Origin of the sequence: Rhodococcus sp. IEGM 1241 (assembly GCF_033142365.1) — a bacterium.
Classification (GTDB): domain Bacteria; phylum Actinomycetota; class Actinomycetes; order Mycobacteriales; family Mycobacteriaceae; genus Rhodococcus_F; species Rhodococcus_F erythropolis.
This window is the reverse complement of record NZ_JAWLSE010000003.1, coordinates 511,769-536,046: the sequence shown is the minus strand read 5'-3', so window position 1 is coordinate 536,046 and position 24,278 is coordinate 511,769. Positions and strand designations below refer to the sequence as shown.

Sequence of the window (24,278 nt, the reverse complement as noted above, 5' to 3'; positions counted from 1 at the left end):
TGGCTGTGCGGAATTTTCATTCGGATGGACGTAGATACGGTCGCTGGATCTTCTTCCAGGACTCGTAGGTTGTCCGGGCGTTCTTGGTCGATTCCAGTTCGGAAGTAGCTGATACCGGTACGTCCCACCATGATTCGCTGTCCGGGGCGCCGATCAGCGGATCGGTTTCGACGTGGATGACCGTGCTGGTGTCGCTTGCTTTGGCGACTTTGATCGCGTCGGCGAACTCGGCGGCGGTGTTGGCGCGGATGACGTCGACACCGAGGCTGGCGGCGTTCGCGGCCAGATCGACCGGGAGAACACCTCCGTCGAGACGTCCGTCATTCGAGCGGTAGCGGTACTGCGTGCCGAAGCGCTGGGAACCCAGCGACTCGGATAGCGAACCGATGGAGGCAAATCCGTGATTCTGCACCAGGACGACGATGACCTTGAGGCGTTCCTGTACGGCGGTGACCAATTCGGTGGCCATCATCAGATAGGAACCGTCGCCGACCATCACGAACACGTCGCGATCGGGGCACGCCATGCGGACGCCTAGACCGCCGGCAACTTCGTATCCCATGCACGAGTACCCGTATTCGACGTGATACCCCTTGGGATCACGGGTTCGCCACAGCTTGTGGAGGTCACCCGGCATGGACCCGGCAGCGCACACGACGACGTCACGTGGATCGGACAGAGTGTTGACCAGGCCGATCACCTGATTCTGATTCAGTGACCCGTCGGCAGCGGGTTCGGCTGGGTTGTAGACGGATTCGACGATCGCATCCCAATCGCGAGCGAGTTCACCGATCCTGGACGCGTATTCGTCGTCCACCCGGTAGTCGTTCAGTGCGATCGCCAGCGCGTCGAGTGCCTCACGTGCGTCGGCGACAACACTGACTCCGCCCTGCTTCACGGAGTCCAGTGAAGCGACGTTGATGTTGACGAAGCGAACGTCGGGATTGGTGAATGCGGTGCGGGACGCGCTCGTGAAATCGCTGTACCGCGTGCCGATTCCGATGACGACGTCCGCCTCGGTGGCCAGTGCGTTTGCAGCCGTAGTGCCGGTGGACCCCACCGCCCCGACGGATTGTGGATGGTCGTAGACCAATGAACCCTTGCCGGCCTGGCTCTGCCCCACGGGGATTCCGGTCTGCGCGCAGAACGCTGCCAGAGAGTCGGTGGCCTGGCTGTAGATCACGCCGCCGCCGGCGACAATCAGTGGCTTGCGAGCCGAGCGGATGATCGCGGCGGCGCGTTCGATCACCGATCGCTCGGGGAGCGGGCGGGCCACGTGCCACACCCGTTCGGCGAAGAAGGACTCGGGCCAGTCGAAAGCCTCGGCCTGCACGTCCTGCGGGATGGCGATGGTGACTGCGCCGGTCTCGACGGGATCAGTGAGAACGCGCATGCCGGCGAGCAGAGCGCTCGGCAACTGCTCCGGGCGCCATACCCGATCGAAGTATCGTGAGACCGGCTTGAAAGCGTCGTTGACTGTGACGTCGCCGCTCGACGGGAGTTCGAGTTCCTGTAAGACGGGGGCACTGGCGCGGGTCGCGAAAGTGTCTGCGGGAAGGAGTAATACAGGTAGACGGTTGATGGTGGCCAGTGCCGCGCCGGTGATCATATTGGTGGCACCGGGGCCGACGCTGGACGAGACTGCCCACGTCTGCAGGCGGTCCTTCATGCGGGCGTGCGCGACAGCCGAGTGCACCATCGCCTGTTCATTGCGGCCGAGCACGTAGGGGAGTGTCGGCTCACGGCCGGCATCGAGATCCTGGATCTCGGCCTGCAAGAGTGCCTGCCCCAGTCCGGCGACGTTGCCGTGCCCGAAGATTCCGAAGCAGCCGGCGAACAGCTTGGTGCGCTGGCCGTCGCGTTCGGTGTACTGGTTGGCGAGGAAGCGGACGACAGCTTGAGAAACGGTGAGGTGTACGGTCGGCTCGTCGCGAGGTAGACGATTGCCGGTTGCGTTGTTGGTGGGTGCCACAGCTTTCACTTCCGTCAGTTGTGGGACTGCAACGGCAGTCGAGGGTCGATGTCCTGGTGATCCCAGCTTCCACGCAGCCAGGTGTGTTGCGGATCGTCACAGATGTTCCACGCCCGGATCTCGCCCGAACCTGCCATGACATTGAGGTAGTACATGTGGTGGCCCGGCGCTGCGATGGACGGGCCGTGATAGCCGTGCGGCACGAGGACGACGTCGCCGGAGCGGACTTCCTCGAGCACCTCGATAGGTCTCTCGGCGGTTCCGTACACGCGGTGGTAGCCGAACCCTTCGGTCCCGGTGGGGCTTCGGTCGATCTCGAAGTAGTAGATCTCTTCCAGGGCCGATTCGATGTCGCTGTTCTCGTCGTGCTTGTGGCTGGGATACGACGACCAGTTCCCGCCGGGGGTGATGACTTCACACGCGATGATGGAGTCGGCCTCGAAGGTGTCGGCGGTGGCGAAGTTGTGAACCTGTCGGCTGCAGTTACCGGCACCGCGGAGTTCGACGGCAACTCCCGACACCGGGCCGTAGCGATGGGGCAGCTTGGCTCCGGCGCGCGCTCCGCACAGGGCGAAGCGGCCTCCACCTGCGCTGGCCACTGTGTAGTCGGAATCGCGTCCTACGTAGGCGAAGTCGCTCGGTCCGTCGAAGACCGACGCGCGGCCGGTCAGGGCGATCTCCGTCCCCTCGGCAACGATCACGGCCGAACCCGACAGTGGAACGACGACTATCTCGTTCTCGCCGGACTGCAAGCGGACGCTCGCGCCAGGGGCGAGTTCGAGTGTCCACAAGCTGGATTCGGTCCAACCCGCGGACTCCGGCGTGACCACTGTCGTGAAATCACTGTCGGCGGACGATCCGGCGGGGACGTAGTACTTGCTGAACATCTTGCTCCTGCCAGGTCGGTTCTAGTGGACGAGCTTGACTGCGGTGTCGACGGCCGCGGTCACGTCGCCGTCCGGTGGGTAGAGCAGCGCGCGCCCGACGATCAGTCCGCGCACGGACGGCAGCTGAAGGGCAGCGCCCCACTTCGCGTACGTTTCTTCCGGCGCGATCTGCGGATCGCCGCCCAGGAGCAGCGTCGGGAGGGTGGTCGCATCCATGACGCGTTCCATCTCGTCGACGACCGGCAGTTTCATCCACGTATACGCCGAGGTGGAGCCGAGACCTTGGGAGATGTGGATGGACTTGATGACGGCGTCGGGGCTGAGATCGTTGACCACCTTGCCGTTGACGCGACTGGAGAGGAACGGCTCGAGCATCGCGATCAGTCCGGCCGCGGCCAGTTCGTCAACGGCCTCGGCACATGCCGTCATGGTGGGCAGGGTGCCCGCGTCGTCGAGGGCGATGCGCAGCAGCATCTTTCCGCCGTTCATTCCGAACTTCGCGGTGCCCGCCGCGGTATATCCGGTCATGCGGTCGTCGAGTTCGAAGCTCGCGCCCGCCAGGCCGCCGCGGTTCATCGACGAGAAGACGACCTTGTCCTCGAGGGCCCCGAGGAGGAGCAGATCGTCGAGAATGTCCGCGGTACCGAGAACGCCGTCGACTCCGGGATTGTCGAGCGCCGTGCGTAATCTGTCGAGCAGATCGGTACGACTGTTCATCGCTGTCGGCTTGCCGCCGACAGACAATGCCCCACGCGCTGGATGATCGGCAGCGACGATCATCAGTCGTCCGTTGCCTCGAACGGTGGCACGAGGAGTTCGTGCTGCCCAGGCCTTTTCGATGATCTGCGGATCGCTCGCACGCAGTTCCGTCACGTCGGCGTAGGTGGTGGCGAGGGGGCGGGCGGCGAGCTTGTCAGACATTGACTGCCTCCGTGGCTGTGGCTTCGGCGAGATCGTGGACTTCTTCAGCGGTTGGCATCGCAGTGGAGCATTCGAGCCGAGATGCGACTATCGCACCGGCCGCGTTGGCATAGCGCAGTACCTTCTCCAGTGGCCACCCGGCCAACAGTCCGTGGCACAGTGATCCGCCGAAGCTGTCGCCAGCACCCAGCCCGTTGACCACGTCGACGGCATTGGGCGGCACGGTGATCGATTGCTTTCGTGTTTTGCCGAGAACACCCTTCGGGCCCTGCTTCACGATCGCCAGTTCGACTCCGAGGTCGAGAAGCGCGTCAGCGGCCTTGTTCGGATTGGTCTCACCGACCGCGATCTCGCACTCTTCGCGGTTTCCGACGGCTACCGTCACGTGCGCGAGAGCGCGCTGCACCTGAGTGGTCGCTTCTTGGGGTGTCGACCAGAACATCGGGCGGTAGTCCAGATCGAGGACCGTCAGCGGGCGTCGTTCGCGGGCTTCCCAAGCAGCGAAGTGTGCACTGCGACTCGGTTCTTCGGACAGCCCTGTCACAGTCGACCAGTAGAGGGACGCTGTTCGAACGGCGTCGAGGTCGATATCGTCCGGGGTGATCCGAAGATCGGGCGCATGCGGCTTGCGGTAGAAGTACAGCGGGAAGTCGTCAGGGGGGAAGATCTCGCAGAACGTCACCGGTGTCGGGTACTCGGAATTGGTGACGACAAACCTGTTGTCGACGCCCAGACGTGCCAACTCGCGTGTGACGAACTTTCCGAAGGGATCGCTGCCTACGCCGGAGATCAGTGCTGCTCGCCGGCCGAGGCGTGCAGCCGCCACCGAGACGTTTGCTGCGCTGCCGCCGAGAAACTTGCCGAAGGTCTCGACGTCTTCGAGTCCGACACCGGTTTGAAGTGGGTAGATGTCCACCCCCGATCGGCCGATGGCAAGCACGTCGAATGGTGCGTCAGGGATGTGTGACCCGCTCTGGTGAGTGTTGATGCTTGTCAAGACTGACTCCCGAGAGTTCGTGGTGGGCTGCCCGCGCAGGGCACCGTTGTATGACTGAAACTGTGCGCCGCGACACAGCGATTGTCAATAGTTTGTCTGGACATTATGACTTGCGGTCAAGTGAATGTTAGTGTTCGCATACACTGCCGAGAGAAGTAGCGTCGATACGGCGCCTTCCCAAGACAGATCGGAGTTGACCGTGGTCGCAGCACTCGCCGTCGAGTTGGACCGCTCGAGCCCGGTGCCGCTGTATTTTCAGCTGGCCCAGGCAATCGAGGGCGCTATTCTCGGTGGCGAACTTGCCCCAGGTGATCGCTTCGAGAACGAACTGGCGTTGGCCAAACGGCTCAATCTCTCACGTCCGACCACTCGACGTGCGATCCAGGAACTGGTGGACAAGGGCCTACTTGTTCGTAAGCGGGGAGTCGGAACTCAGGTGGTGCAAAGTCCGGTGCACCGCCCGGTCGAGCTCACCAGCCTGTTCGACGACCTTGCGAGGGCCGGCCAGGCGCCGACGACCAAGCTGCTCGAGTTCACGGTGGGAGTTCCCGCCGAGGACGTTGCCGCGGAACTCAACCTCGAACCTGACGCCGAAGTGGCCACCATCAGGCGTCTGCGAAGCACCAACGGCGAACCGCTGGCAGTGATGACCAACTACATTCCGGTGGACATCGCACCCGATCCCGAGGAGTTGGAGACGCAAGGGCTGTACCAAACCTTGCGAACTCGCGGAGTTCACATCCGTGTGGCGCGGCAGCGAATCGGCGCTCGGGCGGCGACTCGCGAAGAAGCAGGATTGCTCGACGAGAAAGTGGGTGCTGCCCTCTTGACCATGAGCCGCACTGCATTTGACGATTCAGGTAGTGCCGTCGAGTACGGCAGCCACTGCTACCGAGCGTCGCGTTACTACTTCGACACCACCGTGGTCGACCGCTAGATCTCGATCCCGGTGACACGAGTACCCGCCTGACCGAGTCAGTGGGGGTGATTTGTGATCCCAGCATTTTGCGATCCTTCGATCATTTGACCCGAACGGAGCCTCATGACAGGCATTTCAGTAGCAGTTGCCGGATTCGGATGGATGGGCCGCGTACACACGCAGGCGTATCTGCGTCTGCGGCAGCACTATCCCCAGCTTCCCGTGATCCGCCTGGCCGCCGTCGCCGACGAGGTGCCGGGCCGAGGGGAGGAAGCGGCGGACCAATTCGGTTTCGAAGCTTTCACCCAGGACTGGCGCGATATCGCAGCCGATCCGGCCATCGACGCGGTGAGCATCACGGCCCCGAACTTCTTGCACCGTGAAATCGGCGTCGCAATGGCAGAAGCCGGCAAACACATCTGGATCGAGAAGCCCGTCGGCTTGTCCACGGAAGACGCCAAAGCTGTTGCCGCAGCGGTCTCGAAGGCCGGTGTGCAGTCGACCGTCGGCTTCAACTACCGAAACGCGCCGGCTGTAGCCCTGGCAAAGAGCCTGATCGACTCAGGGGAGTTGGGCACGATCACGCACTCGAGGTTTCGTTTCCTCAGCGACTATGCGGCCCACCCTGAAGGCGCTTTGAGTTGGCGATACGAGCGTGAGCGCGGCGGCGCCGGCGTCCTGGGCGACTTGGCTTCGCACGGCATCGATCTGATTCGTCATCTTCTCGGTGACGTCGACGCTCTCGTTGCTGATACTGCGATCTTCATCCCGGAGCGTGCGCGTCCGTCCGCCGCTACCAGTGGACATGCCCGAGCCAGCGGCGGGGAGATGGGAGCTGTCGAGAACGAAGACTTCGTCAGCGCACTGCTGCGGCTCGGCTCGGGCGGCCGCTGCACCCTCGAAGCGTGCCGAGTCGCCGTGGGAGAGCAGAACAACTACGGATTCGAGATTCACGGTACGAAGGGTGCCGTGTTCTGGGATTACCGCCGGATGGGTGAACTGGGCACCAGCCTCGGCTCGAAGTATCAGGACCAATCCGTCACGACGGTTTTGGTCGGCCCCGAGTCGGGAGAGTTCGGCCGCTTCCAACCCGGCGCGGCCAACGCCATGGGTTATGACGACCTGAAGGTCATCGAGGCTCGCAATTTCGTCTCCTCGATCGTGGACGGAGCGCCGCAGGGCGCGACCATCGCTGATGCTGTCGCGTCGGCGCAGGCTCTGGACGCGATGGTTGCCTCGGTCTCCTCCGGTGGCTGGATTTCTCTCGGCTGATCGAGAATCGCTCCGAAAGGCTCTGGTGCAGTGACATTTCCCCGCGGACTGGCGTTGCTGGTGGCAGCAGCACTGTTCATGGAGATGCTCGATGCGACGATTCTCGCAACCGCACTGCCGTCGATCGCCCAATCCTTCGGAGTTGACGCCGTCGACGTCAATGTCGCCGTTTCTTCGTATCTCCTGGTGTTGGCCGTCCTGATCCCGGCGAGCGGATGGATGGCCGACAGGTTCGGAACGCGACGTGTCTTCATCTCTGCCATAGCCGTTTTCACGGTGGCGTCGGTGGGATGTGCACTGAGCACGTCCCTCCCGATGCTGGTGGGAATGCGCGCACTACAAGGGGTAGGCGGCGCCATGATGGTGCCGGTAGGGCGGCTCGCAGTATTGCGGGTGACGTCGAAGGCGGAACTCGTACGGGCTATCGCTTACTTGACGTGGCCGGCGCTCACAGCGCCGGTTCTTGCGCCCGCTGTGGGTGGAGCCATCGTGTCGATCGCTTCGTGGCGCTGGATCTTTCTGATCAACGTTCCGATCGGGATCGTCGGGTTTCTGCTGGCATTGCGCATGGTGCCCGACATTCGGCAAACGCAGAAACCGAGCCTTGACTGGCTGGGATTGGTGGTGATCGGAGCAGGCGTCGCAGTGCTTGTCGTGGCGCTCGACAGCGTGCACAGTGCCGGAACCGACTGGCTACGAGTGGGCCTCGGGATCATTGCGGCTCTGATCTTGTTGAGCTTGGCCGTCATTCACCTCGTCCGGTCGGATCATCCGCTCATCGCGCTCGGCGTCCTCCGACTTCGATCGTTTCGGCTCGTCGCGTCGAGCGGCTCGCTGTACCGGCTCGTGATCATGGGCGTGCCGTTTGTGCTGCCGTTGTTGTTCCAAGTGGGATTCGGAATGTCGGCGTTCAAGGCCGGTCTGCTGGTGATGGCTCTGTTCGCGGGGAATATCGCGATCAAACCGCTCACCACTCCGCTCATGCGTAGATTCGGGATCAGACGAGTTCTGGTGGGAAACGGAGTTCTCTCGGTGGTGTGCTTCGGTGCGCTGGTACTGATCTCGTCGACGACACCGGACGTCGTTATCGCTGTTGCACTGTTTGTCAGTGGCGCGTTGCGATCCATCGGGTTCACCGCGTACAACAGCTTGGCGTTCGCCGACGTCGACTCGGGTGAGCTGACCGATGCAAATACTCTGCATGCAACGCTGCAAGAGTTGGCATCCGGTCTGGGTATTGCACTGTCCGCGTTGGTGATCACGCTCTGCACACCGTTGGCGGAGTCGGAGGATCTGAGCGGCGGAGTGCCGTTTTCTCTGACGCTGGGTGTTCTCGGGGCCATGCTGGTGCCGACGGTGATCGAGAGTTGGCGGCTCCCGCGCGATACGGGTGCTGTGGTGTTGGTGCGCCGATGATGAAGCGTCTTCCGCCACCTTCATCATAACGCGGGACCCGGGGCTTGCGGCAAGGCCCCGGTGATGGTGCACACTCGTCTGCTGCGAGCAAGCAAAAGCCTTGCCCGAAGGAGGGGATCGCATGAGTGACGTCATCATTGTCGGTGCTGGACCAACTGGATTGATGCTGGCAGGTGAGCTCCGGCTACAGGGCGTCGATGTCGTCGTCGTGGACAAGGACGAGGAGCCGACTCAGTTCGTCCGTGCCCTCGGCATCCATGTGCGCAGCATCGAAATCATGGAGCAGCGCGGGTTGCTGGACAAGTTCCTCGCGCACGGCCGCAAGTATCCGCTCGGTGGATTCTTCGCGGGGATCAGCAAGCCGGCACCCGCGCACCTTGATACTGCGCACGGGTACGTACTGGGAATACCTCAGCCCGAGATCGACAGGATTCTTGCCGAACATGCCACCGAAGTCGGCGCGGAAATTCAGCGAGGGAAGCGTGTCGCCGCAATCCGTCAAGACGCCGACAACGTCGCAGCGGAATTGTCGGACGGCACAACACTTCACGCGCGGTACCTCGTGGGCTGCGACGGCGGCCGCAGCACTGTTCGGAAGCTGATCGACGTCGGGTTTCCCGGCGAGCCGTCGAGCGCCGACACGTTGATCGGCGAAATGGACGTGACCATGCCGGCTGATGAACTGGCCGCCGTTGTCGCCGAAATCCGGGAAACGCACAAACGATTCGGAGTCGGTCCCGCCGGCAACGGTGCTTTTCGTGTCGTGGTCCCTGCGGCCGAAGTTGCCGACGGTCGCGCAACACCGACCACCCTCGACGACATCAAACAACAGCTACTGGCCATTGCCGGTACCGACTTCGGTGTGCACTCGCCGCGGTGGCTCTCGCGCTTCGGCGACGCCACTCGTCTGGCGGAGCACTACCGGCGCGACCGGGTGTTTCTCGCCGGCGACGCCGCACACATCCACCCACCGATGGGCGGTCAAGGTCTCAATCTCGGTGTGCAGGACGCCTTCAACCTCGGCTGGAAGCTCGCCGCCGAGATCAACGGCTGGGCACCGGAGGGTCTGCTCGACACGTACGAATCGGAACGGCGTCCGGTGGCTGCCGACGTGCTGGACAACACGCGCGCCCAGGCCGAGTTGATCTCCACCGCTGCCGGACCACAAGCGGTGCGGCGCTTGATCTCCGAGCTGATGGAATTCGAAGACGTCAAGCGCTATCTGACCGAGAAGATCACTGCGATCTCGATTCGCTACGATTTCGGCGAAGGCGACGACCTACTCGGTCGGCGGCTGCGGAACATCGCGTTGACGCGCGGCAACCTGTACGACCTGATGCGATCCGGCCGCGGACTTCTGCTCGACCAGGGTGGCCAACTGTCCGTCGACGGTTGGAGCGATCGCGCCGACCATATCGTCGACACAAGCACTGAATTGGAAGCTCCGGCCGTCCTGCTTCGGCCGGACGGTCATGTGGCATGGGTCGGAGATACACAGGCGGAGTTGGATACTCAGATGTCCGCGTGGTTCGGCCGGCCAACGGCGTAGGGCTATCTGGTTCCACCTCTAAGCCGACTGGCCGCTTAACACGCCGGCCAATGGGCTGTGTATTGATCCGATACTTCGACGTGGTCGCGATAGAGCTGTTTGCGTTTGCGCGTTGGAAGTCGGTCGCCGAAGACAATGCCGTTGATGTGGTCGGTCTCGTGTTGGAAGCAGCGCCCGAGGGTGCCACCTGCAGTGATTTCGATCGGGTTGCCGTATTGATCGTTTCCGCGACAGGTCGAGAAGTCGGGTCGCGCGAGGTCTGTGTAGGCACCGGGTAGGGACAGACAGCCTTCGCAGTAGTCGACTAGCTGCCGGTCGACTCCTTCAGGAAGGTCAACGACCGGATTGCAGACGACGCCGGTGCGTTGCGTCCCTACCTCGTCGGTGCAGTCGTAGATGAACACCGCGAGGTCGACGCCGATCTGTTGAGCTGCGAGTCCTGCGCCGTTTGCGGCGGTGTTGGTAGCGAACATGTCTGCCAGCAGATCTTGGAGATCGCTGCCGAATTCAGCCACTGGCCGAGCTGGCGTATGAAGGACAGGGGTGCCCCAGCGAATGATCGGTTGCGCGGTACCTAGGCGGAGAAGTTCGGAGACAGGCATGAGGTTCATGTTCCGCTCTGCTCCTGCCCAACGCAACGAGAGTGTTCGCGTTCGACCGCTACGTTCCTCACCGCCGTGCAGCGCCGGTTTACTCTCCCGCGTCGCGCGGACCGCTGTCTGAACATTGGATCTGGTGCAACTTTCAGTCAGCGTGCTTGGCGGTCCCTTCGCCTCCACGCTGTCGAGCCCTACCGGGATTGATGTGGAGCCGAACACCCTCATAGGTGACTGTGTACGGCACATCGTCATCGTTGTCCGGGTCGCCGGAGTCCGCAGGATCCGGCAGTTCCGCGATCTGTTCGATGACCGTCTGTGCTCGCGCCGCACCAGGATCGAACATTTCCTGAAACGGCCCGACGAAGGAGCCACCGAGTCCGCGACGCTTCGCCCGAACAGCCGCCCACCCGAACACCGCCAACGGGCCGATCATGGCGAACAGCACTAACAAGTCCCACCCCATGCTTCGAGCGTACCGACCGATCGGCATTAAGCGGCCCAAGTCTCTTCAGTGCTGCCGTCCCTCAGCTCATTCGTCTCTCGGACTGTGCCTTCAGTAGATCGGCCAGTCGACCAGGTGAGATCCGCTCGCGAACCGCCTCCGTCACGAGTTCGGCCTGCGTCTGAGGCGCGAGGCCGTCGATCGGTTGGTCTCGGTCCAGATTGGTCGGGAAGGCGTAGCCCTCGGCCGAGGCGGCGACGGCACACCGAACTGCCTCGTCGGATCCCGCCTCGCTGAGAGCGAGCAGTGCCGGATAGATCGCGTTGACGAGTGCCTCCCTGTCGATGGTTCCGAGGGCTCGACCGAAAGCCGACGACACCTGTAGGAGATTTGCCATACGCAGGACGTCGGCGGACTTGTTGTGGCCTGCCGCGTGGAACAGTGCTGGGTTGAAGAAGACGGCATCTCCCTTCTTCAAAGGTAATTGGACGTAGTTGGCTTCGAAGAACTCCTTGAACTCGGGACGCTCGAACGCGAGGTATCCGGCTTCGAATTGCTGCGAGTACGGCAGATACTTCGTCGGCCCCGTCTCGGCCGGCATATCCACGTGGGCGACTGCACCTTGCAAGGTGAGGGCAGGGGTCAAGCGGTGAACATGCGCCCGAAACTTCGCGGCTACGTCGCTCGACATGAAACCGAGGTGGTAGTCGCGATGTGGATTCTGTGCGGCGCCACCGGGATTGACGACGTTGACGTCCGACGTCACCTGATACATGGGGCCGAGCCACGCTTCCGAAGCCAAAGCGACAATGCTGTTTGCGTAGTAGTCGACGTAGGTCTTCGGATCTTCGAGCGCTAACTTCAGTTGTGCGCCCCAGATTCGGTCATTGGCACCAGGTTTGGCGAAGTGATCTCCGGACGCTGCACCGGATTCGTGTTGGCGTGCAATGAGTTCACGGAAGACCGCGCTGGCGCGATCCAGTATCTCCGCGTCGAACGCGCCTTGAAAGACTGTGATGCCGGGGCCGGTGAGTAACGCCCGGGCGATCTCGTCTTGGATCTCGGCCCGGGTTTCAGGATTCGACGATTGCTCTACCAATGCTTCGGAGCGGTACAGAAGAACCCCGTCGGCCACTGAATCGGCGTACGGGTAATCGGCAAGGGCGGTGTCGTGCGCGACCAAAGCGGCGAAGTCGTCGATGTTGCAGTCTTCTCGGTGCAACCTACCTGCGGACGGCACGGTGTGGTCGGTCAGTGATGGAGTCATTCGGGGCCTTTCCTGCGGTGTTCAAGATGCGCTGTACCTCAAAGACTGCCAAGGAGAACCCATCGAAACTACCCCTGAAATCCATCAAAAAGACATCAGAAACTTTCCCCCACGGGCTCGACCGAGACAGTTGCCCCCGCGGAGTGCATCGACTTGATCACGGCAGCTGCCACGAGATTTGCCCGCAGGCCTTCCGCGGCTGTGGCCAACGTCGACGGTCTTCCGGTGCTCAATGCGTCGATCCACTCTTGAAGTTGGCGCCGATACGACTCGGCAAAACGCGGAATCCAATCCGCCGCATAGCCGTACGAGTGGGATCGATCCGCGTCGGTGTGGATGACCACCGGTTCGGCGAGACGAGCGGCGCCGATTTCGCCCACGACCTCGCACCGAGTGTCGTAGCCGTACCGCGCGTTGAGAAAGACCTCGACCGTGGTGAGAACGCCGTCGGCGGTGCGCAGCATGATTATCTGCGGATCCTGGCGATCGGTCACCAGCGAACTCGAGCGCCCGCAGTGCCAGCTGGCTGCGACGACGGGAGAGTTCAAGATCCACGGCACGATGTCGAGTTCGTGAATCGCGGAGTTGGTCACCGTGGATTCCGAGCTGCCACCCGGGTAGGCGCTGACAGTGCGACTCGAGCAGTGCACGATCAGTGGGTCACCGATACGACCGGAATGTGTTTCGGCCTTCAGCGCCACGTATCCCGGATCGAAGCGGCGCATGAATCCGACGCTCACAAGGGGGCTTTCGGGGTTCTCGGCCGCAGCGACGAGTCGGCAGTCCTCTGCTGTCACTGCGAGGGGCTTTTCACACAGAACCGGTTTTCCGGCTTCGACAGCAGCAAGCGTGAGGTCGGCATGCGTTGAATCATGGGAAGCGATGACTACGGCGTCCACACCGGCGTCGTTGATCAGTTTCAACGGATCGGTCACCCACCGTGCGCCGACTGCGGACGCTACGGACTTTGCTCGCTCTTGATCGAGGTCTGCAACCACAGAGACCGTTGCCCCGGAGACCGTGGAGTGGAGATTGCGGACGTGGTCGGCGCCCATGACGCCGGTTCCGATCACACCGACCCGAATCGACATGAGGTTCCTACTTCCAGAGGATTGAAACGGACAACCTAATGTCCTTACATATTTCGAGATTCGACTCTACAGTTCGAGGCATGACTTCTTCTACAGTTCTGGAACTCCCTCGCACCCGGGTCCCCGATCCGGTCGACGCTCCGACTTTGCGCTGGGGGATCCTCGGGCCTGGCTGGATTGCACAACGCTTCGTGGAGTCACTGCAGAGAAATACAGCGCAGGAAGTCACGGCCGTCGCTTCGCGCGGACTCACCCGCGCTCAGGCCTTCGCGGACAATTGGGGGATCGGACGCGCTCACGGTAGCTACGACGCTTTGCTTGCCTCCGAGGATGTGGACGTCGTCTATGTCGCAACACCGCACACTGCCCATTTCGATTGCGCGATGGCGGCATTGGATCACGGCAAGCATGTCGTGATCGAAAAGCCGCTGGCTTTGAACGCAGCGCAGGGACGGGCGATTCAGGAGCGGGCGGCTGCGCTCGGACTGTTTTGCATGGAGGCGATGTGGACGTCGTTTCTGCCCAAGTTCGACGTGATCGACCAGATCCTCGAGGCGGGGCTGCTGGGAACCATACGTACGGTTCTGGCCGATCACGGCGAACGGTTCGAGACCGATCATCGTATCTACGATCCAGCGCTTGCGGGTGGGCCACTTCTCGACCTCGGGACCTATCCGGTCAGTCTCGCGTATCGGGTATTGGGTGTTCCTACTGCGGTTGCTGCCCTGGGCGAGCCGGCGAATGACATGGTGAACGGCCAGATCTCAGCGGTTCTGTCCTGGGCAGGCATTGCTCAGGCCAGTCTGAACACCACGATCCTTGCTGACACGCCCAACACGGCCTCGATCTGCGGCGACAAGGGGATGATCGTTCTGGACTCGACGTTCTACCGGCCCGGGGCCTTCACTGTCCGGCTAGGTGACGGAAGATCTGCGCGCTACGACGATCCGGTCGACGGATACGTCGGAGGTCTCGCGTTCGAGGCGGCCGAGGCGGCGCGGCGGATCACCGCCGGGGATATCGAGTCGCCGGTCCATCCGCTCGACGCGGCCATTGCGACGCTCGACATCCTCGACGAGATCCGCCGTCAGGTGGGGATCACGTTCCCGGGTGAGGGCTAGAGCGTAAAGGCCTTCCGGAAAGCAGTGAGTGCGGTGTCACTGTCGCCGGATGCCCAGCCCTCCAAACCGATCGTGCCGGTGTAACCCTGGTCGGCGAGCACGCGTGCGATGGCGGGGTAGTTGATCTCGCCGGTTCCGGGTTCGCATCGGCCGGGTACGTCGGCCACCTGAATCTCGCCGATGTTGTCACCACAACGCCGCACGAGTTCGATGAGGTTTCCTTCGCCGATCTGTGCGTGGTAGAGGTCGAGCATCATCTTGAGGTTGGGGTGTGAGACGGATTCCACCAGTGCCAGAGTGTCTTTGGCGCGGGCCATCGGTACGCCGGGGTGATCGACGATCGTATTGAGATTCTCGAGGCAGAAGACGACTCCGGCTTCTTCGCCCAGTCTCGCGATCTTCTCGAGCGCGCGTTGGGCGGTCAGCCACATCGCTCCCGTAGTTCGATACTGCGGGCGCGCAGCCTGTCCGTCGATGAGCTCGCCGGTATGGAAGTTCAGCCGGGGAACGCCGAGTTTCGCTGCCGGAGCGAGGCATAGCGCCGCTGTGCGTACCAGTTCGGCGCTGCCGGCTTCGTCGAACAAATCGCCGTGGAGATAGCCGGTCATCGAGGAGAACCGAGCTCCGGTGGCGACCAGAGCATCGAGGTCCTTGTCTTGCCAACTCCAGATCTCAGCTGCGAACCCCGCCTCCGAGATCCGCCGAACACGCTCGACGACAGGGAGTTCGGTGAACGTCATCTCGGCAGAGACCGCCAAATCGAAGGGGCTCACTGCGGCACCGCCAGCAATGATACGGGCAGTCCGGTTTCCACGGATTCCTTTGCGGCCAATGCAATTTCCAGCGCATTGCGGGCATCCAGACCGTCGACCGACGGCGCGCTGCCGGAGCGGATGCAGTCTGCGAAGTGCGCCAGTTGGGCGACATAGGCGTCGTGAAACAGTTCGATGTTCACCCGAGGTGTGTCGGCCAGAACGCCCGGTGAGCTGTAATGACGCATCGCGGTCCGCGTGACCTCGCCTGCACTCACCATTCCACCGGAACCGAAAACTTCGCCGCGCACGTCGTAACCGTAGGTGGCTTGGAAGTTGGCCTCGGCCGACGCGAGGGCGCCGTTGTCGAAGCGCAACTGAACCATCGACGTGTCGAGGTACCCCTGCTCCTTGTACTGCGGATGGATGAGAGCATCGGCCTGCGCGAACACCTCGACGACGCGTGCCCCGGGGTTGAGCCAGAGCAGAGCGTCGAAGTCGTGAATCAGCGTCTCGTTGAAGATGGTCCACGGCTTGACTCGGGAGGCGACGTCGGCGGTGATTCCTGGGTCGCGGGTCAGAGAACGAAGTAGCTGTGGGGTTCCGATCCCGCCGGCTGTGATCACGTCGTGGGTCGCGGTGAAGTCGGCGGCGAAGCGCCGGTTGAAACCGACTTGCAGCGCAACGTTGTTCGCGGCACATGCGCCGATCGCGCGATCGGCGTCCTCGAGTGTCAAGGCCATCGGCTTTTCGCAGAAGACATGTTTGCCGGCCTCCGCGGCGGCCACCACGAGATCGGTGTGAGTTGATGCGGGCGTGCTGATGAGCACCGCTTCGACAGTCGGATCGGCAATCAGCTCAAGGGCGTCGGTGTACGCGCGGGAGTCGGGACTGACACGTTCGATCAACGACGCCGCAGCGCCGGGCGCAGGATCGGCGACGGCGACGAAACGGGTGCCGGGGATACGCAGCGCGACGGACTCGCCGTGGAAGCGGCCGATCCATCCGGCGCCGATGAGACCGACTGCAACAGAGGCAGACATGGGGGCTCCGTTCGGAGTGAGAATGAGGAACTAGATCGTTCTAGTCCATGCCAGTAAAGCGCCGGATGCGGCGCGCGTCAATGCTTCGGTGCTAATTCGCTGGAACGATCTAGTCTGTGGAGGTGAACAGTCGACGCCCCACCTTGCAAGACGTAGCAGACCTGGCCGGTGTGTCACGCGCTCTGGTGTCCATCGTCATTCGTGATGTCCCAGGTGCCAGCGATGCGACGCGGGTACGGGTCAAGGCGGCCGCGGACGAACTCGGCTATCGACCCGACAACGCGGCGCGACTGCTGCGCCAACATCGCAGCCGCCTGATCGGTATCAGTTACGTTGCGGCGCAAACATTTCACGCGGAGCTGCTCGACGAAATCTATGTGGCCGCCGAACGGTCGCGCTACGACGTCGTCCTCAGTGCGGTCTCGGAGCGACGGCCGGATTCTCGTGCAACGCGGACCCTGCTCGACGACCGGTGTGAGGCGATCTTGCTGTTGGGTTCACAGGCGCCGGAAGCAGAGATCGTCGACCTGGCCGACAAGGTTCCCGTTGTCGTAATCGCGCGGAAGATGTCGTCAGTGCACGTGGATGTTGTCCGAACAGATGACGAGGCGGGCGCGGTGATGGCCGTGAATCACCTTGTCGAACTCGGGCACCGCTCGATCGCCCACGTCGACGGCGGGCGAGGCCCGGGCGCCCAGGAACGGTGTCAGGGCTACCGCAAGGCCATGCGAGCGGCAGGTCTGGAGCCGAGAATTCTTCCTGGCGGTCTCACGGAGGAGTTCGGCGCAGCTGCCGCCAGGTCGATGGTCGAGGGTGGGTTACCCGGGGCGGTCTTCGCTTTCAACGATCGCTGCGCGCTCGGAGTTCTCGACGTCTTCCTGCGTGCCGGGATCTCAGTGCCTGGCGACGTTTCCGTGATCGGATTCGACAACAGTGCATTGGCAGGTTTGGCGCACATCGATCTGACCAGTGTCGGGCAGGACACGGCGTTTCTGGGCGGCGCCGCGGTGGAGCGGATCTCCGAACGCCTCGACGGCGGAAGTGGGCCATTGGGCAAGGACATTGTCGCGCAGCCACAACTGGTGGTTCGAGGTTCAACTGGACCCGCAGGGCATTGACCTGCAGTTTCGACTTCAACCAGTTTGTTCGGTCTTTGATAAGCAGTCCTAATGTCAGAACAAACTATTGACATTCGACTGTGACGGGTATTACATCTTTCACATACAACCGAGCACCATCCGTTCGCGGGCCGTTGGTTGATGTCGAGAGGGAGTTCACATGTCGTTTCTCACGGGACGCAAGAGCGTTGCCGTACTGGCCGGAGCCTCAGTCGTGGTCTTGGGTCTGGCCGCCTGTTCAAGCACCGGCGGAAAGCCGGATTCTTCCGGATCCGGAATGGGCGCGGGTACGGCGGACACGCCCCGCGCCACCATTGCGATGATCACTCACGAAGTTCCCGGTGACACGTTCTGGGATCTGGTGCGCAAGGGAGCCGAAACCGCAGCGGCCAAGGACAACATCGAGCTTCGGTACTCCGCCGATCCCGAGGCGCCGAATCAGGCCAACTTGGTTCAGAGTGCGATCGACAGCAAGGTCGACGGGATTGCCGTGACCCTCGCGAAGCCCGACGCCATGGTTGCCGCGGTCCAAAGTGCCACCGCCGCGGGCATTCCGGTGGTCGCCCTCAACTCGGGCCTCGAGACCTGGAAGGACATGGGTGTCAAGGAGTACTTCGGTCAGGACGAGTCGATTGCCGGTGAAGCTGCCGGCGAGCGACTCAACACCGAAGGTGCCACCAAGGTGTTGTGCGTCATTCAGGAGCAGGGCAACGTGAGCCTCGAATCACGTTGTGCCGGAGTGAAGAAGTCGTTCAAGGGAACGACGGAGATTCTCAACGTCAACGGCAAGGACATGCCGTCGGTGGAATCGACCATCACCGCGAAACTTCAACAGGACCCGGCAATCGATCGAGTTCTCGCACTCGGTGCTCCGTTTGCCTTGACGTCCGTGACGTCGGTCGGCAATGCGGGCAGCAAGGCGAAGGTCGTCACTTTCGACACCAACGCGGCGCTCGTCGACGCCATCAAATCCGGTGACGTGCAGTGGGCAGTGGACCAGCAACCCTTCCTGCAGGGCTACCTCGCCATCGATTCGCTGTGGCTTTACCTCAACAACGGCAACGTGATCGGTGGCGGCTTGCCGACCCTGACCGGACCCGCGTTCATCGACAACACCAACATCGACTCGGTCGCCGAGTACGCCAAGAACGGAACTCGCTGATCCGGGCGCACGGAGGGCTGAGAGTCCGCCCTCCGTGCGCCTGTCCAGCACGGAAGGGAAATCATGTCCACTCAGGCAGATCTCGACCTTGCCGCCCACAAAGTCGTGACCGATGAACGGGTGAAGGAGCAAAAGCGCATTCAGCGCCTACTGCTCCGCCCGGAGATGGGTTCACTTGTCGGCGCCATCGCCATCTTCATCTTCTTCTGTATCGTCGCGGCACCGTTCCGTACGCCGGAAGCGCTTGCGACAGTGCTCTACTCCAGCTCCACGATCGGCATCATGGCTTGCGCGGTCGCCCTGCTCATGATCGGCGGCGAGTTCGACCTATCCGCCGGCGTCGCAGTCACCACGTCCTCGCTCGCCGCGTCGATGATCGCCTACAACCTGCACCTCAATCTGTGGGTGGGTGCGATTCTGGCGCTGGTCGTCTCGCTCGCAGTCGGATTCTTCAACGGCTACCTCGTCATGAAGACGAAGATTCCCAGCTTCCTCATCACCCTGAGCTCGTTCCTGATGTTGACCGGAATCAACCTGGCCGTCACCAAGCTCGTGAGTGGTCAGGTTGCCACACCCAGCGTCTCCGACATGGCCGGATTCGATTCCGCGAAAAAGGTATTCGCGTCGTCGTTCTCGGTCTTCGGGGTGTCCGTCAAGATCACGGTCGTGTGGTGGCTGCTGTTCACCGCGATTGCAACATTTGTTTTGTTCAAGACCAAGATCGGCAACTGGATCTTCGCGGTCGGCGGCAATCAGGACAGTGCCCGCGCGATCGGTGTGCCGGTGACCGCAGTCAAGATCGGTTTGTTCATGACCGTCGGCTTTGCTGCCTGGTTCGTGGGCATGCATCTGCTGTTCTCGTTCAATACCGTTCAGTCCGGTCAGGGTGTCGGTAACGAGTTCCTGTACATCATCGCCGCAGTCATCGGCGGTTGTTTGCTCACCGGTGGTTACGGAACCGCGATCGGCGCTGCGATCGGCGCATTCATCTTCGGTATGACCAACCAGGGCATCGTCTACGCAGGCTGGAACCCGGACTGGTTCAAGTTCTTCCTCGGCGCCATGCTGCTGTTCGCGGTCATCGCCAACAACGCATTCCGCAACTACGCTGCGAAAAGGTGACACATGAGTACCACAGCTGAAGTTCCCGCTCTCTCGAACTCGGGCGGCAACGTGCCACTGATCGAGCTCAAGGACGTCGGTAAGCAATACGGAAACATCATCGCGCTCAAGGGAATCAACCTGCGCGTCGGTGCGGGTGAAGTGACCGGTGTGCTCGGTGACAACGGTGCAGGCAAGTCCACGCTGATCAAGATCATCGCCGGTCTGCACCAGCAGAGCGAAGGTGAACTACTCGTCGACGGCGAACCGACAACGTTCCACTCGCCTAAAGAAGCGCTTGGCAAAGGCATCGCCACGGTCTATCAGGACCTCGCCGTTGTTGCGTTGATGCCGGTGTGGCGCAACTTCTTCCTCGGGCAGGAACTGCGCAAGGGTGGTCTGATCAAGTCGCTCGACGCCAACGCCATGCGCGCGACGACTCTTTCGGAACTGTCGAAGATGGGCATCGAACTGCCTGACGTCGACGCACCGATTGGTAGTCTCTCGGGCGGTCAGCGTCAGTGTGTTGCCATCGCCCGCGCCATCTTCTTCGGTGCCCGCGTGCTGATTCTCGACGAGCCGACAGCAGCGCTCGGCGTCAAGCAGTCGGGAATGGTGTTGCGCTACATCACCGCTGCCAAGGAACAGGGATTCGGCGTCATCTTCATCACGCACAATCCGCACCACGCGTACATGGTCGGCGATCACTTCGTGCTCCTCAACCGAGGCAGGCAGAAGCTCGACGCCAAGTACGACGACATCTCACTCGAAGAACTGACCAAGGAGATGGCGGGCGGTGACGAGCTCGAGACACTGACCCACGAGCTTCGCCGTTAGATCAAAACCTCGCGACTACAGCCTCGGTTCGAATCGAACCGAGGCTGTAGTCGTTTCGTCAGAGGATGGTCGTCGGCCGAACCCCGAGGCCGGAATGCATGTACGCCTCGTCGATCATCGTCATGTTGGCTACCGCGTCGCCCGGTCCGATCGGCAGCGCCGAGACCCCGGACAGATGATCGGCGAACGCTTCGAGTTGCCAGGTGTACGACGACTTCGTGCCCAGATGCTCGATACTCGTGCGCCCATCGACAGTGACGGAGACACGGTCGTCGACGTCCGGCTGGAGGAAGTTGTGCACCAGGACGTCTCCGTTGGTTCCGAAGACCCGGAAGGTGAAGTGGTACTGCTCGTCCAACATCGTTGTCACAACGGATGCCCGCGCTCCGCCGGGATACTCGAGTTCGATGTCGAACCACGAATCGACCCCCGGAGCGTATTCCTCGTGGCGGGTCTCGGTCACCACCGGCGCACCACCACAGACGTCACTCAGCATCCGGGAAGCATGTAACCCGTAGCAGCCCAGGTCCATCAGTGACCCGCCTGCCAAGGCGAGCTCCCACCGCGGGTCGTTCTCGGATGGTTTGGGCATCCGCAGTACGGTTTCCACCCGAGTGACCGCGCCGACTGTGCCGCTCCGAACCACATCCAGCAGGCGCCGGTTCACCGGATGAAAGAGGTAGTGGAACCCCTCGAGAAGCGTCACTCCGCTCACGCGTGCTGCTTCGGCTACAGCACGCGCTTCCACCGCGTTGCTCGAAAACGGTTTCTCCGTCAGCACGTGCTTGCCGGCCTGAACGGCGGCGAGATTCCACGGTCCGTGCAGGCTGTTGGGCAGCGCGTTGTAGACGACGTCCACCTCCGGATCCGAGATCAGCTCGGCGTACGAACCGACCACCCGTTCGACCCCATGCTGGGCCGCATAGGCTCTGGCCCGCTCGGGGCTGCGTGCGGCAACGGCCACCAGGCGGTGCCCGGTGGCCGTTGCAGGTTTGATCATCGCGTTCTCGGCGATGCGTGAGGCTCCCAGAATGCCTATCCGCAGCGGGGTAGGTGTCACAGAACCGACCGCAGATACTCGACGCTCGCTCGCACATCACGCACCGGTCCCTCGTCGGACGGAGCCTCGGTCAGAATGGTGTCCTGCTCGAGCACGTACCATCCGTCGAAACCGTGGCGCTGCAATATGGCTGTGACACCGGCGATGTCGACGTCGCCGCCACCGAGCGGACGGTACATTCCCGCCTTCACGCCGTCGGTGTAGGTGAGCTCACCACTGCGAACGCGTGATGCGAGGGCATCGTCGACGTCCTTGAGATGCACGTGGGTGATGCGCTCGGGAGCTTGACGCGCCAGGTCGACCGGATCGGTGCCGCCGATCAACAGGTGGCCGGTGTCCAGGCACAGTGGGATGGCCGAGCCGTCGAGCACTCGCAGGACCTCGTCGCGCTGCTCGATCATCGTTCCGACGTGAGGGTGGACAACTGCCCTGATTCCACGCTCGGCCGCGGCGTCGGTGAGGCGATCGAGATTGTGTAGCAGGGTTTTCCAACTCTGCTCGTCCAGTTCTGGGCGTGAATCGTAGCCGTCGGAACCCGTCGCGGCGGCCAGAACCAAAACCTCGGCACCTGAGGCGACAAAACCGTCGAGGATGGGGGAGATGCCGGGTACCGGATCATGATCGTCATCGTGCAGCAGTACTGGTGCAAACCCGCCGACTGCGCTCAGGTCGTGATCCGCGAGCACCTTGGCCATCTCGGCAGGTGCTGTCGGCAGAAAGCCCTCCGGTCCGATTTCCGTTGCCGCCAGACCGACTTCGCGCATTTCCCGGAGGACTTGTGCAGGGTCGAGTTGGTAGCCCCAGCCCGGGACTTCGCACACGCCCCAGGAGATCGGTGCGCCGGCGATGCGAGGAGTGCTCATGTGTGTGCCTCATTCTTGTCATGAAGGAACAGATCTTTGACTTCGGTGATCGTGACGGGCCGACCCTCGCGCAGAGAGTGCGTTGCAGCTTCGGAGATCCAGGCCGACTCGACCGCATCTGTGGGCGTACACGGTGATTCCCGACGCCCGGCGACAACGCCGAGGAATGCTTCGAGTTCCGCACGGTAGGCGGACGTGAAGCGGTCCATGAAGAACGTGTACGGCTCCTGCGAGGGGAACGATGTTCCGGGGTCGAGCGAGCGGAGTGGCAAGCGGTCGTCCAGCCCGGCAACGACGGAGTCCGCCGAGCCGAGTACCTCGAGTCGGCAGTCGTAGCCGCGGCCGTTGTAGCGGGTATTTGACACGACCGCGATGGTTCCGCCTTCGAAAGTGAGAACCGTTGCGGCGGTGTCGACGTCACCGGCATCGGCGATCCCGCGATCACCCTGATTCGAGCCGGTGGCAAAAACCGTGGTGACTTCGCGGCCGCTGACCCACCTGACGATGTCGAAATCGTGGATCGAGCAGTCGCGGAAGATGCCGCCGGAGTGTTCGATGTACGAGATCGGCGGGGGAGCGGGGTCGAGGGTGGTCGATCGGAGAGTGTGGATCCAACCGAGTTCTCCGGATCGAACTGCGTTGTACGCCGCCACAAATGACGGGTCGAATCGGCGCTGAAATCCGATCTGGACTGGTACCGACGTCTGCTCGGCAGTCGCGAGGACACGAACCGAGGATTCGATCGAGTCGGCTACCGGCTTTTCGCAGAACGTCGGGATGTCTCGGCGGACAGCGGCTTCGATCAGGTCGGCGTGCGAACTCGACGACGCGGCGATCAGAACGCCGTCGATGCCTGACGCTAAAAGCGCGTCGGGATCGGCAGCGGACTCCACGTCGAGTTCGCTTGCCACGTCCGAGGTTCGACGTGCGTCGACGTCGGTGACAACCAGTGCGTCGACGCCGTCCGTCGTCAGCAGGTTTCGGGCGTGGTAGCTGCCGATTCGTCCGAGGCCGATGATTCCGATACGAGCGCCCATCAGTCCAGCCCTCCGAAGACGTTCTGGTCCCAGTCGATGATCGAGCCTGTCACGACTCCGCTGCGATCGGAGAGCAGGAAGACGACGAAGTCGGCGATTTCGTCGACCTGTCCGAGCTTGCCCATGGGGAGGGTGCTGCCCGCACGTTCCTGCCAGTCGTCACCAGCGTCGTGAAAAGCTCTCTGCGTGAGGTCTTCTCCCTCGGTCTGTGTCCACCCGATGTCGAGACCGTTGATCCGGATACGATCCCAGCGATGCGCATGGGCGGCGTTGCGGGTCAGCCCCGCCAGCCCGGCCTTCGCTGCGACGTACGGCGCGAGATACGGTTGCCCGCCGAGTTCGGACGTGGAGATGATGTTGACGATGGACCCGGGGACCGCACGCTCGCGCATGTCCTTGACGGCTGCCTGCATCGTGAAGAACGGACCGCGAAGGTTCACCGCGATGTGCTGGTCGAAGAGTTCCTCGGTGGTGTCGAGCAGCGTGCCGCGCGAGGTGAGTCCGGCAGAATTGACGAGGGCATCCACGCGGCCGAAATGTGAGATCGTCTCGGCCACGCTGGCGAGCGCGGAATTGGTCTGCGCCACATCGGCTTCGATGAAGTGTGTTCCCGGAAGTTCTGCCTCGAGAGCCTTTCCGACGTCCGGGCGTCGGCCGGTGAAAGCCACCTGAGCGCCCTCACGGACTGCGGCGCGTACGACGCCGGCGCCGACGCCTTGCGAGCCGCCACTGACCAGTACGACGGTGTCGGCTAGGAGTGCGGGCCTGGTTACGCCCGGCGGAGAAGTCATGGGTTTAGTCTGGCTGTGCGGAAGACCTCGAGCAACAGCGAAAAACCATCAAATTTCCATC

The 24,278-nt window shown here is 62.5% G+C and carries 23 protein-coding genes; 9 read left to right on the top strand and 14 right to left on the bottom strand.

Annotated elements, in window-relative coordinates:
• Positions 1–16: 16 nt before the first annotated feature.
• The 4 genes from iolD to iolC are packed head-to-tail and all read right to left on the bottom strand — an operon-like array spanning position 17 to position 4,777.
• Positions 17–1,972, bottom strand: coding sequence for a 3D-(3,5/4)-trihydroxycyclohexane-1,2-dione acylhydrolase (decyclizing) (iolD, locus tag R4P70_RS17500; RefSeq protein ID WP_317831037.1), 1,956 nt, complete (start codon positions 1,970–1,972; stop codon positions 17–19).
• A gap of 14 nt (positions 1,973–1,986) precedes the next feature.
• The gene (gene iolB, locus R4P70_RS17495; protein ID WP_317831036.1) at positions 1,987–2,859 is read right to left on the bottom strand and encodes a 5-deoxy-glucuronate isomerase; all 873 of its coding nucleotides are present in this window, start codon (positions 2,857–2,859) and stop codon (positions 1,987–1,989) included.
• A gap of 21 nt (positions 2,860–2,880) precedes the next feature.
• Complete coding sequence (locus tag R4P70_RS17490) at positions 2,881–3,780, bottom strand: hypothetical protein (protein WP_020907000.1); 900 nt, start codon at positions 3,778–3,780, stop codon at positions 2,881–2,883.
• Positions 3,773–4,777: a 5-dehydro-2-deoxygluconokinase gene (gene iolC, locus R4P70_RS17485; protein ID WP_174531769.1), complete on the bottom strand. Its 1,005-nt coding sequence runs from the start codon at positions 4,775–4,777 to the stop codon at positions 3,773–3,775. Before iolC ends, R4P70_RS17490 begins: the two co-directional genes overlap by 8 nt.
• A 199-nt stretch (positions 4,778–4,976) precedes the next feature.
• Between iolC and R4P70_RS17480 the strand changes: the two genes are divergently transcribed.
• The 4 genes from R4P70_RS17480 (at position 4,977) to iri (ending at position 9,933) form a co-directional block, all read left to right on the top strand.
• Positions 4,977–5,714, top strand: coding sequence for a GntR family transcriptional regulator (locus R4P70_RS17480; RefSeq protein ID WP_003941006.1), 738 nt, complete (start codon positions 4,977–4,979; stop codon positions 5,712–5,714).
• 105 nt (positions 5,715–5,819) lie between these two features.
• Positions 5,820–6,968 (top strand): Gfo/Idh/MocA family protein, encoded by a 1,149-nt coding sequence (locus tag R4P70_RS17475; RefSeq protein WP_046378299.1) that lies wholly within the window; start codon positions 5,820–5,822, stop codon positions 6,966–6,968.
• A 30-nt stretch (positions 6,969–6,998) separates the two neighbouring features.
• Entirely contained in the window at positions 6,999–8,384 is a 1,386-nt protein-coding gene (locus tag R4P70_RS17470) for an MFS transporter (protein WP_019747677.1), read from the top strand.
• Positions 8,385–8,505: 121 nt separating this feature from the next.
• On the top strand, positions 8,506–9,933 hold the full coding sequence (gene iri, locus R4P70_RS17465; RefSeq protein ID WP_317831035.1) for a rifampin monooxygenase Iri: 1,428 nt from the start codon (positions 8,506–8,508) through the stop codon (positions 9,931–9,933).
• Between the two features lie 35 nt (positions 9,934–9,968).
• Here iri and def read toward each other — a convergent pair whose 3' ends face one another.
• From def to R4P70_RS17445, 4 genes are all read right to left on the bottom strand, one after another.
• Positions 9,969–10,544 (bottom strand): peptide deformylase, encoded by a 576-nt coding sequence (def, locus tag R4P70_RS17460; RefSeq protein ID WP_242459941.1) that lies wholly within the window; start codon positions 10,542–10,544, stop codon positions 9,969–9,971.
• Between the two features lie 133 nt (positions 10,545–10,677).
• Positions 10,678–10,995, bottom strand: coding sequence for a hypothetical protein (locus tag R4P70_RS17455; RefSeq protein WP_229756809.1), 318 nt, complete (start codon positions 10,993–10,995; stop codon positions 10,678–10,680).
• Between the two features lie 61 nt (positions 10,996–11,056).
• A complete protein-coding gene (locus tag R4P70_RS17450; RefSeq protein WP_021332512.1) occupies positions 11,057–12,241 on the bottom strand; it encodes a phytanoyl-CoA dioxygenase family protein in 1,185 nt (394 codons plus the stop codon).
• A 95-nt stretch (positions 12,242–12,336) separates the two neighbouring features.
• Positions 12,337–13,332 (bottom strand): Gfo/Idh/MocA family oxidoreductase, encoded by a 996-nt coding sequence (locus R4P70_RS17445; protein WP_317831034.1) that lies wholly within the window; start codon positions 13,330–13,332, stop codon positions 12,337–12,339.
• A gap of 80 nt (positions 13,333–13,412) precedes the next feature.
• Between R4P70_RS17445 and R4P70_RS17440 the strand changes: the two genes are divergently transcribed.
• A complete protein-coding gene (locus R4P70_RS17440; RefSeq protein ID WP_070796150.1) occupies positions 13,413–14,453 on the top strand; it encodes a Gfo/Idh/MocA family protein in 1,041 nt (346 codons plus the stop codon).
• On the opposite strand, the gene R4P70_RS17435 is transcribed toward R4P70_RS17440, so the two are convergent.
• Together R4P70_RS17435 and R4P70_RS17430 are read right to left on the bottom strand one after the other, a co-directional pair.
• Positions 14,450–15,226: a TIM barrel protein gene (locus R4P70_RS17435; RefSeq protein ID WP_081098366.1), complete on the bottom strand. Its 777-nt coding sequence runs from the start codon at positions 15,224–15,226 to the stop codon at positions 14,450–14,452. The two genes, R4P70_RS17440 and R4P70_RS17435, sit on opposite strands and share 4 nt — an antisense overlap.
• Positions 15,223–16,248, bottom strand: coding sequence for a Gfo/Idh/MocA family oxidoreductase (locus R4P70_RS17430; protein ID WP_317831033.1), 1,026 nt, complete (start codon positions 16,246–16,248; stop codon positions 15,223–15,225). The genes R4P70_RS17435 and R4P70_RS17430 overlap by 4 nt, the downstream gene beginning before the upstream one ends.
• 116 nt (positions 16,249–16,364) lie before the next feature.
• On the opposite strand from R4P70_RS17430, the gene R4P70_RS17425 reads away from it, so the two are divergent.
• From R4P70_RS17425 to R4P70_RS17410, 4 genes are all read left to right on the top strand, one after another.
• Positions 16,365–17,366, top strand: coding sequence for a LacI family DNA-binding transcriptional regulator (locus R4P70_RS17425; RefSeq protein ID WP_317831032.1), 1,002 nt, complete (start codon positions 16,365–16,367; stop codon positions 17,364–17,366).
• Between the two features lie 160 nt (positions 17,367–17,526).
• Positions 17,527–18,528 carry a substrate-binding domain-containing protein gene (locus R4P70_RS17420; protein WP_007727338.1) on the top strand — a complete coding sequence of 334 codons (1,002 nt, stop codon included), beginning with the start codon at positions 17,527–17,529 and terminating at the stop codon, positions 18,526–18,528.
• Between the two features lie 63 nt (positions 18,529–18,591).
• Positions 18,592–19,650 carry an ABC transporter permease gene (locus R4P70_RS17415; protein WP_003940759.1) on the top strand — a complete coding sequence of 353 codons (1,059 nt, stop codon included), beginning with the start codon at positions 18,592–18,594 and terminating at the stop codon, positions 19,648–19,650.
• 3 nt (positions 19,651–19,653) lie between these two features.
• Positions 19,654–20,466, top strand: a complete 813-nt coding sequence (locus R4P70_RS17410; RefSeq protein WP_007727336.1) for an ATP-binding cassette domain-containing protein — start codon at positions 19,654–19,656, stop codon at positions 20,464–20,466.
• Between the two features lie 58 nt (positions 20,467–20,524).
• Here R4P70_RS17410 and R4P70_RS17405 read toward each other — a convergent pair whose 3' ends face one another.
• From R4P70_RS17405 to R4P70_RS17390, 4 genes are read right to left on the bottom strand one after another with little or no spacing between them, the layout of a single operon-like run.
• Complete coding sequence (locus tag R4P70_RS17405; RefSeq protein ID WP_081341509.1) at positions 20,525–21,526, bottom strand: Gfo/Idh/MocA family protein; 1,002 nt, start codon at positions 21,524–21,526, stop codon at positions 20,525–20,527.
• Positions 21,523–22,389, bottom strand: coding sequence for a TIM barrel protein (locus tag R4P70_RS17400; protein WP_029254998.1), 867 nt, complete (start codon positions 22,387–22,389; stop codon positions 21,523–21,525). Before R4P70_RS17400 ends, R4P70_RS17405 begins: the two co-directional genes overlap by 4 nt.
• On the bottom strand, positions 22,386–23,426 hold the full coding sequence (locus tag R4P70_RS17395) for a Gfo/Idh/MocA family oxidoreductase (protein WP_279163734.1): 1,041 nt from the start codon (positions 23,424–23,426) through the stop codon (positions 22,386–22,388). The genes R4P70_RS17400 and R4P70_RS17395 overlap by 4 nt, the downstream gene beginning before the upstream one ends.
• On the bottom strand, positions 23,426–24,217 hold the full coding sequence (locus tag R4P70_RS17390) for an SDR family oxidoreductase (protein WP_020969153.1): 792 nt from the start codon (positions 24,215–24,217) through the stop codon (positions 23,426–23,428). The genes R4P70_RS17395 and R4P70_RS17390 overlap by 1 nt, the downstream gene beginning before the upstream one ends.
• Positions 24,218–24,278: the final 61 nt, after the last annotated feature.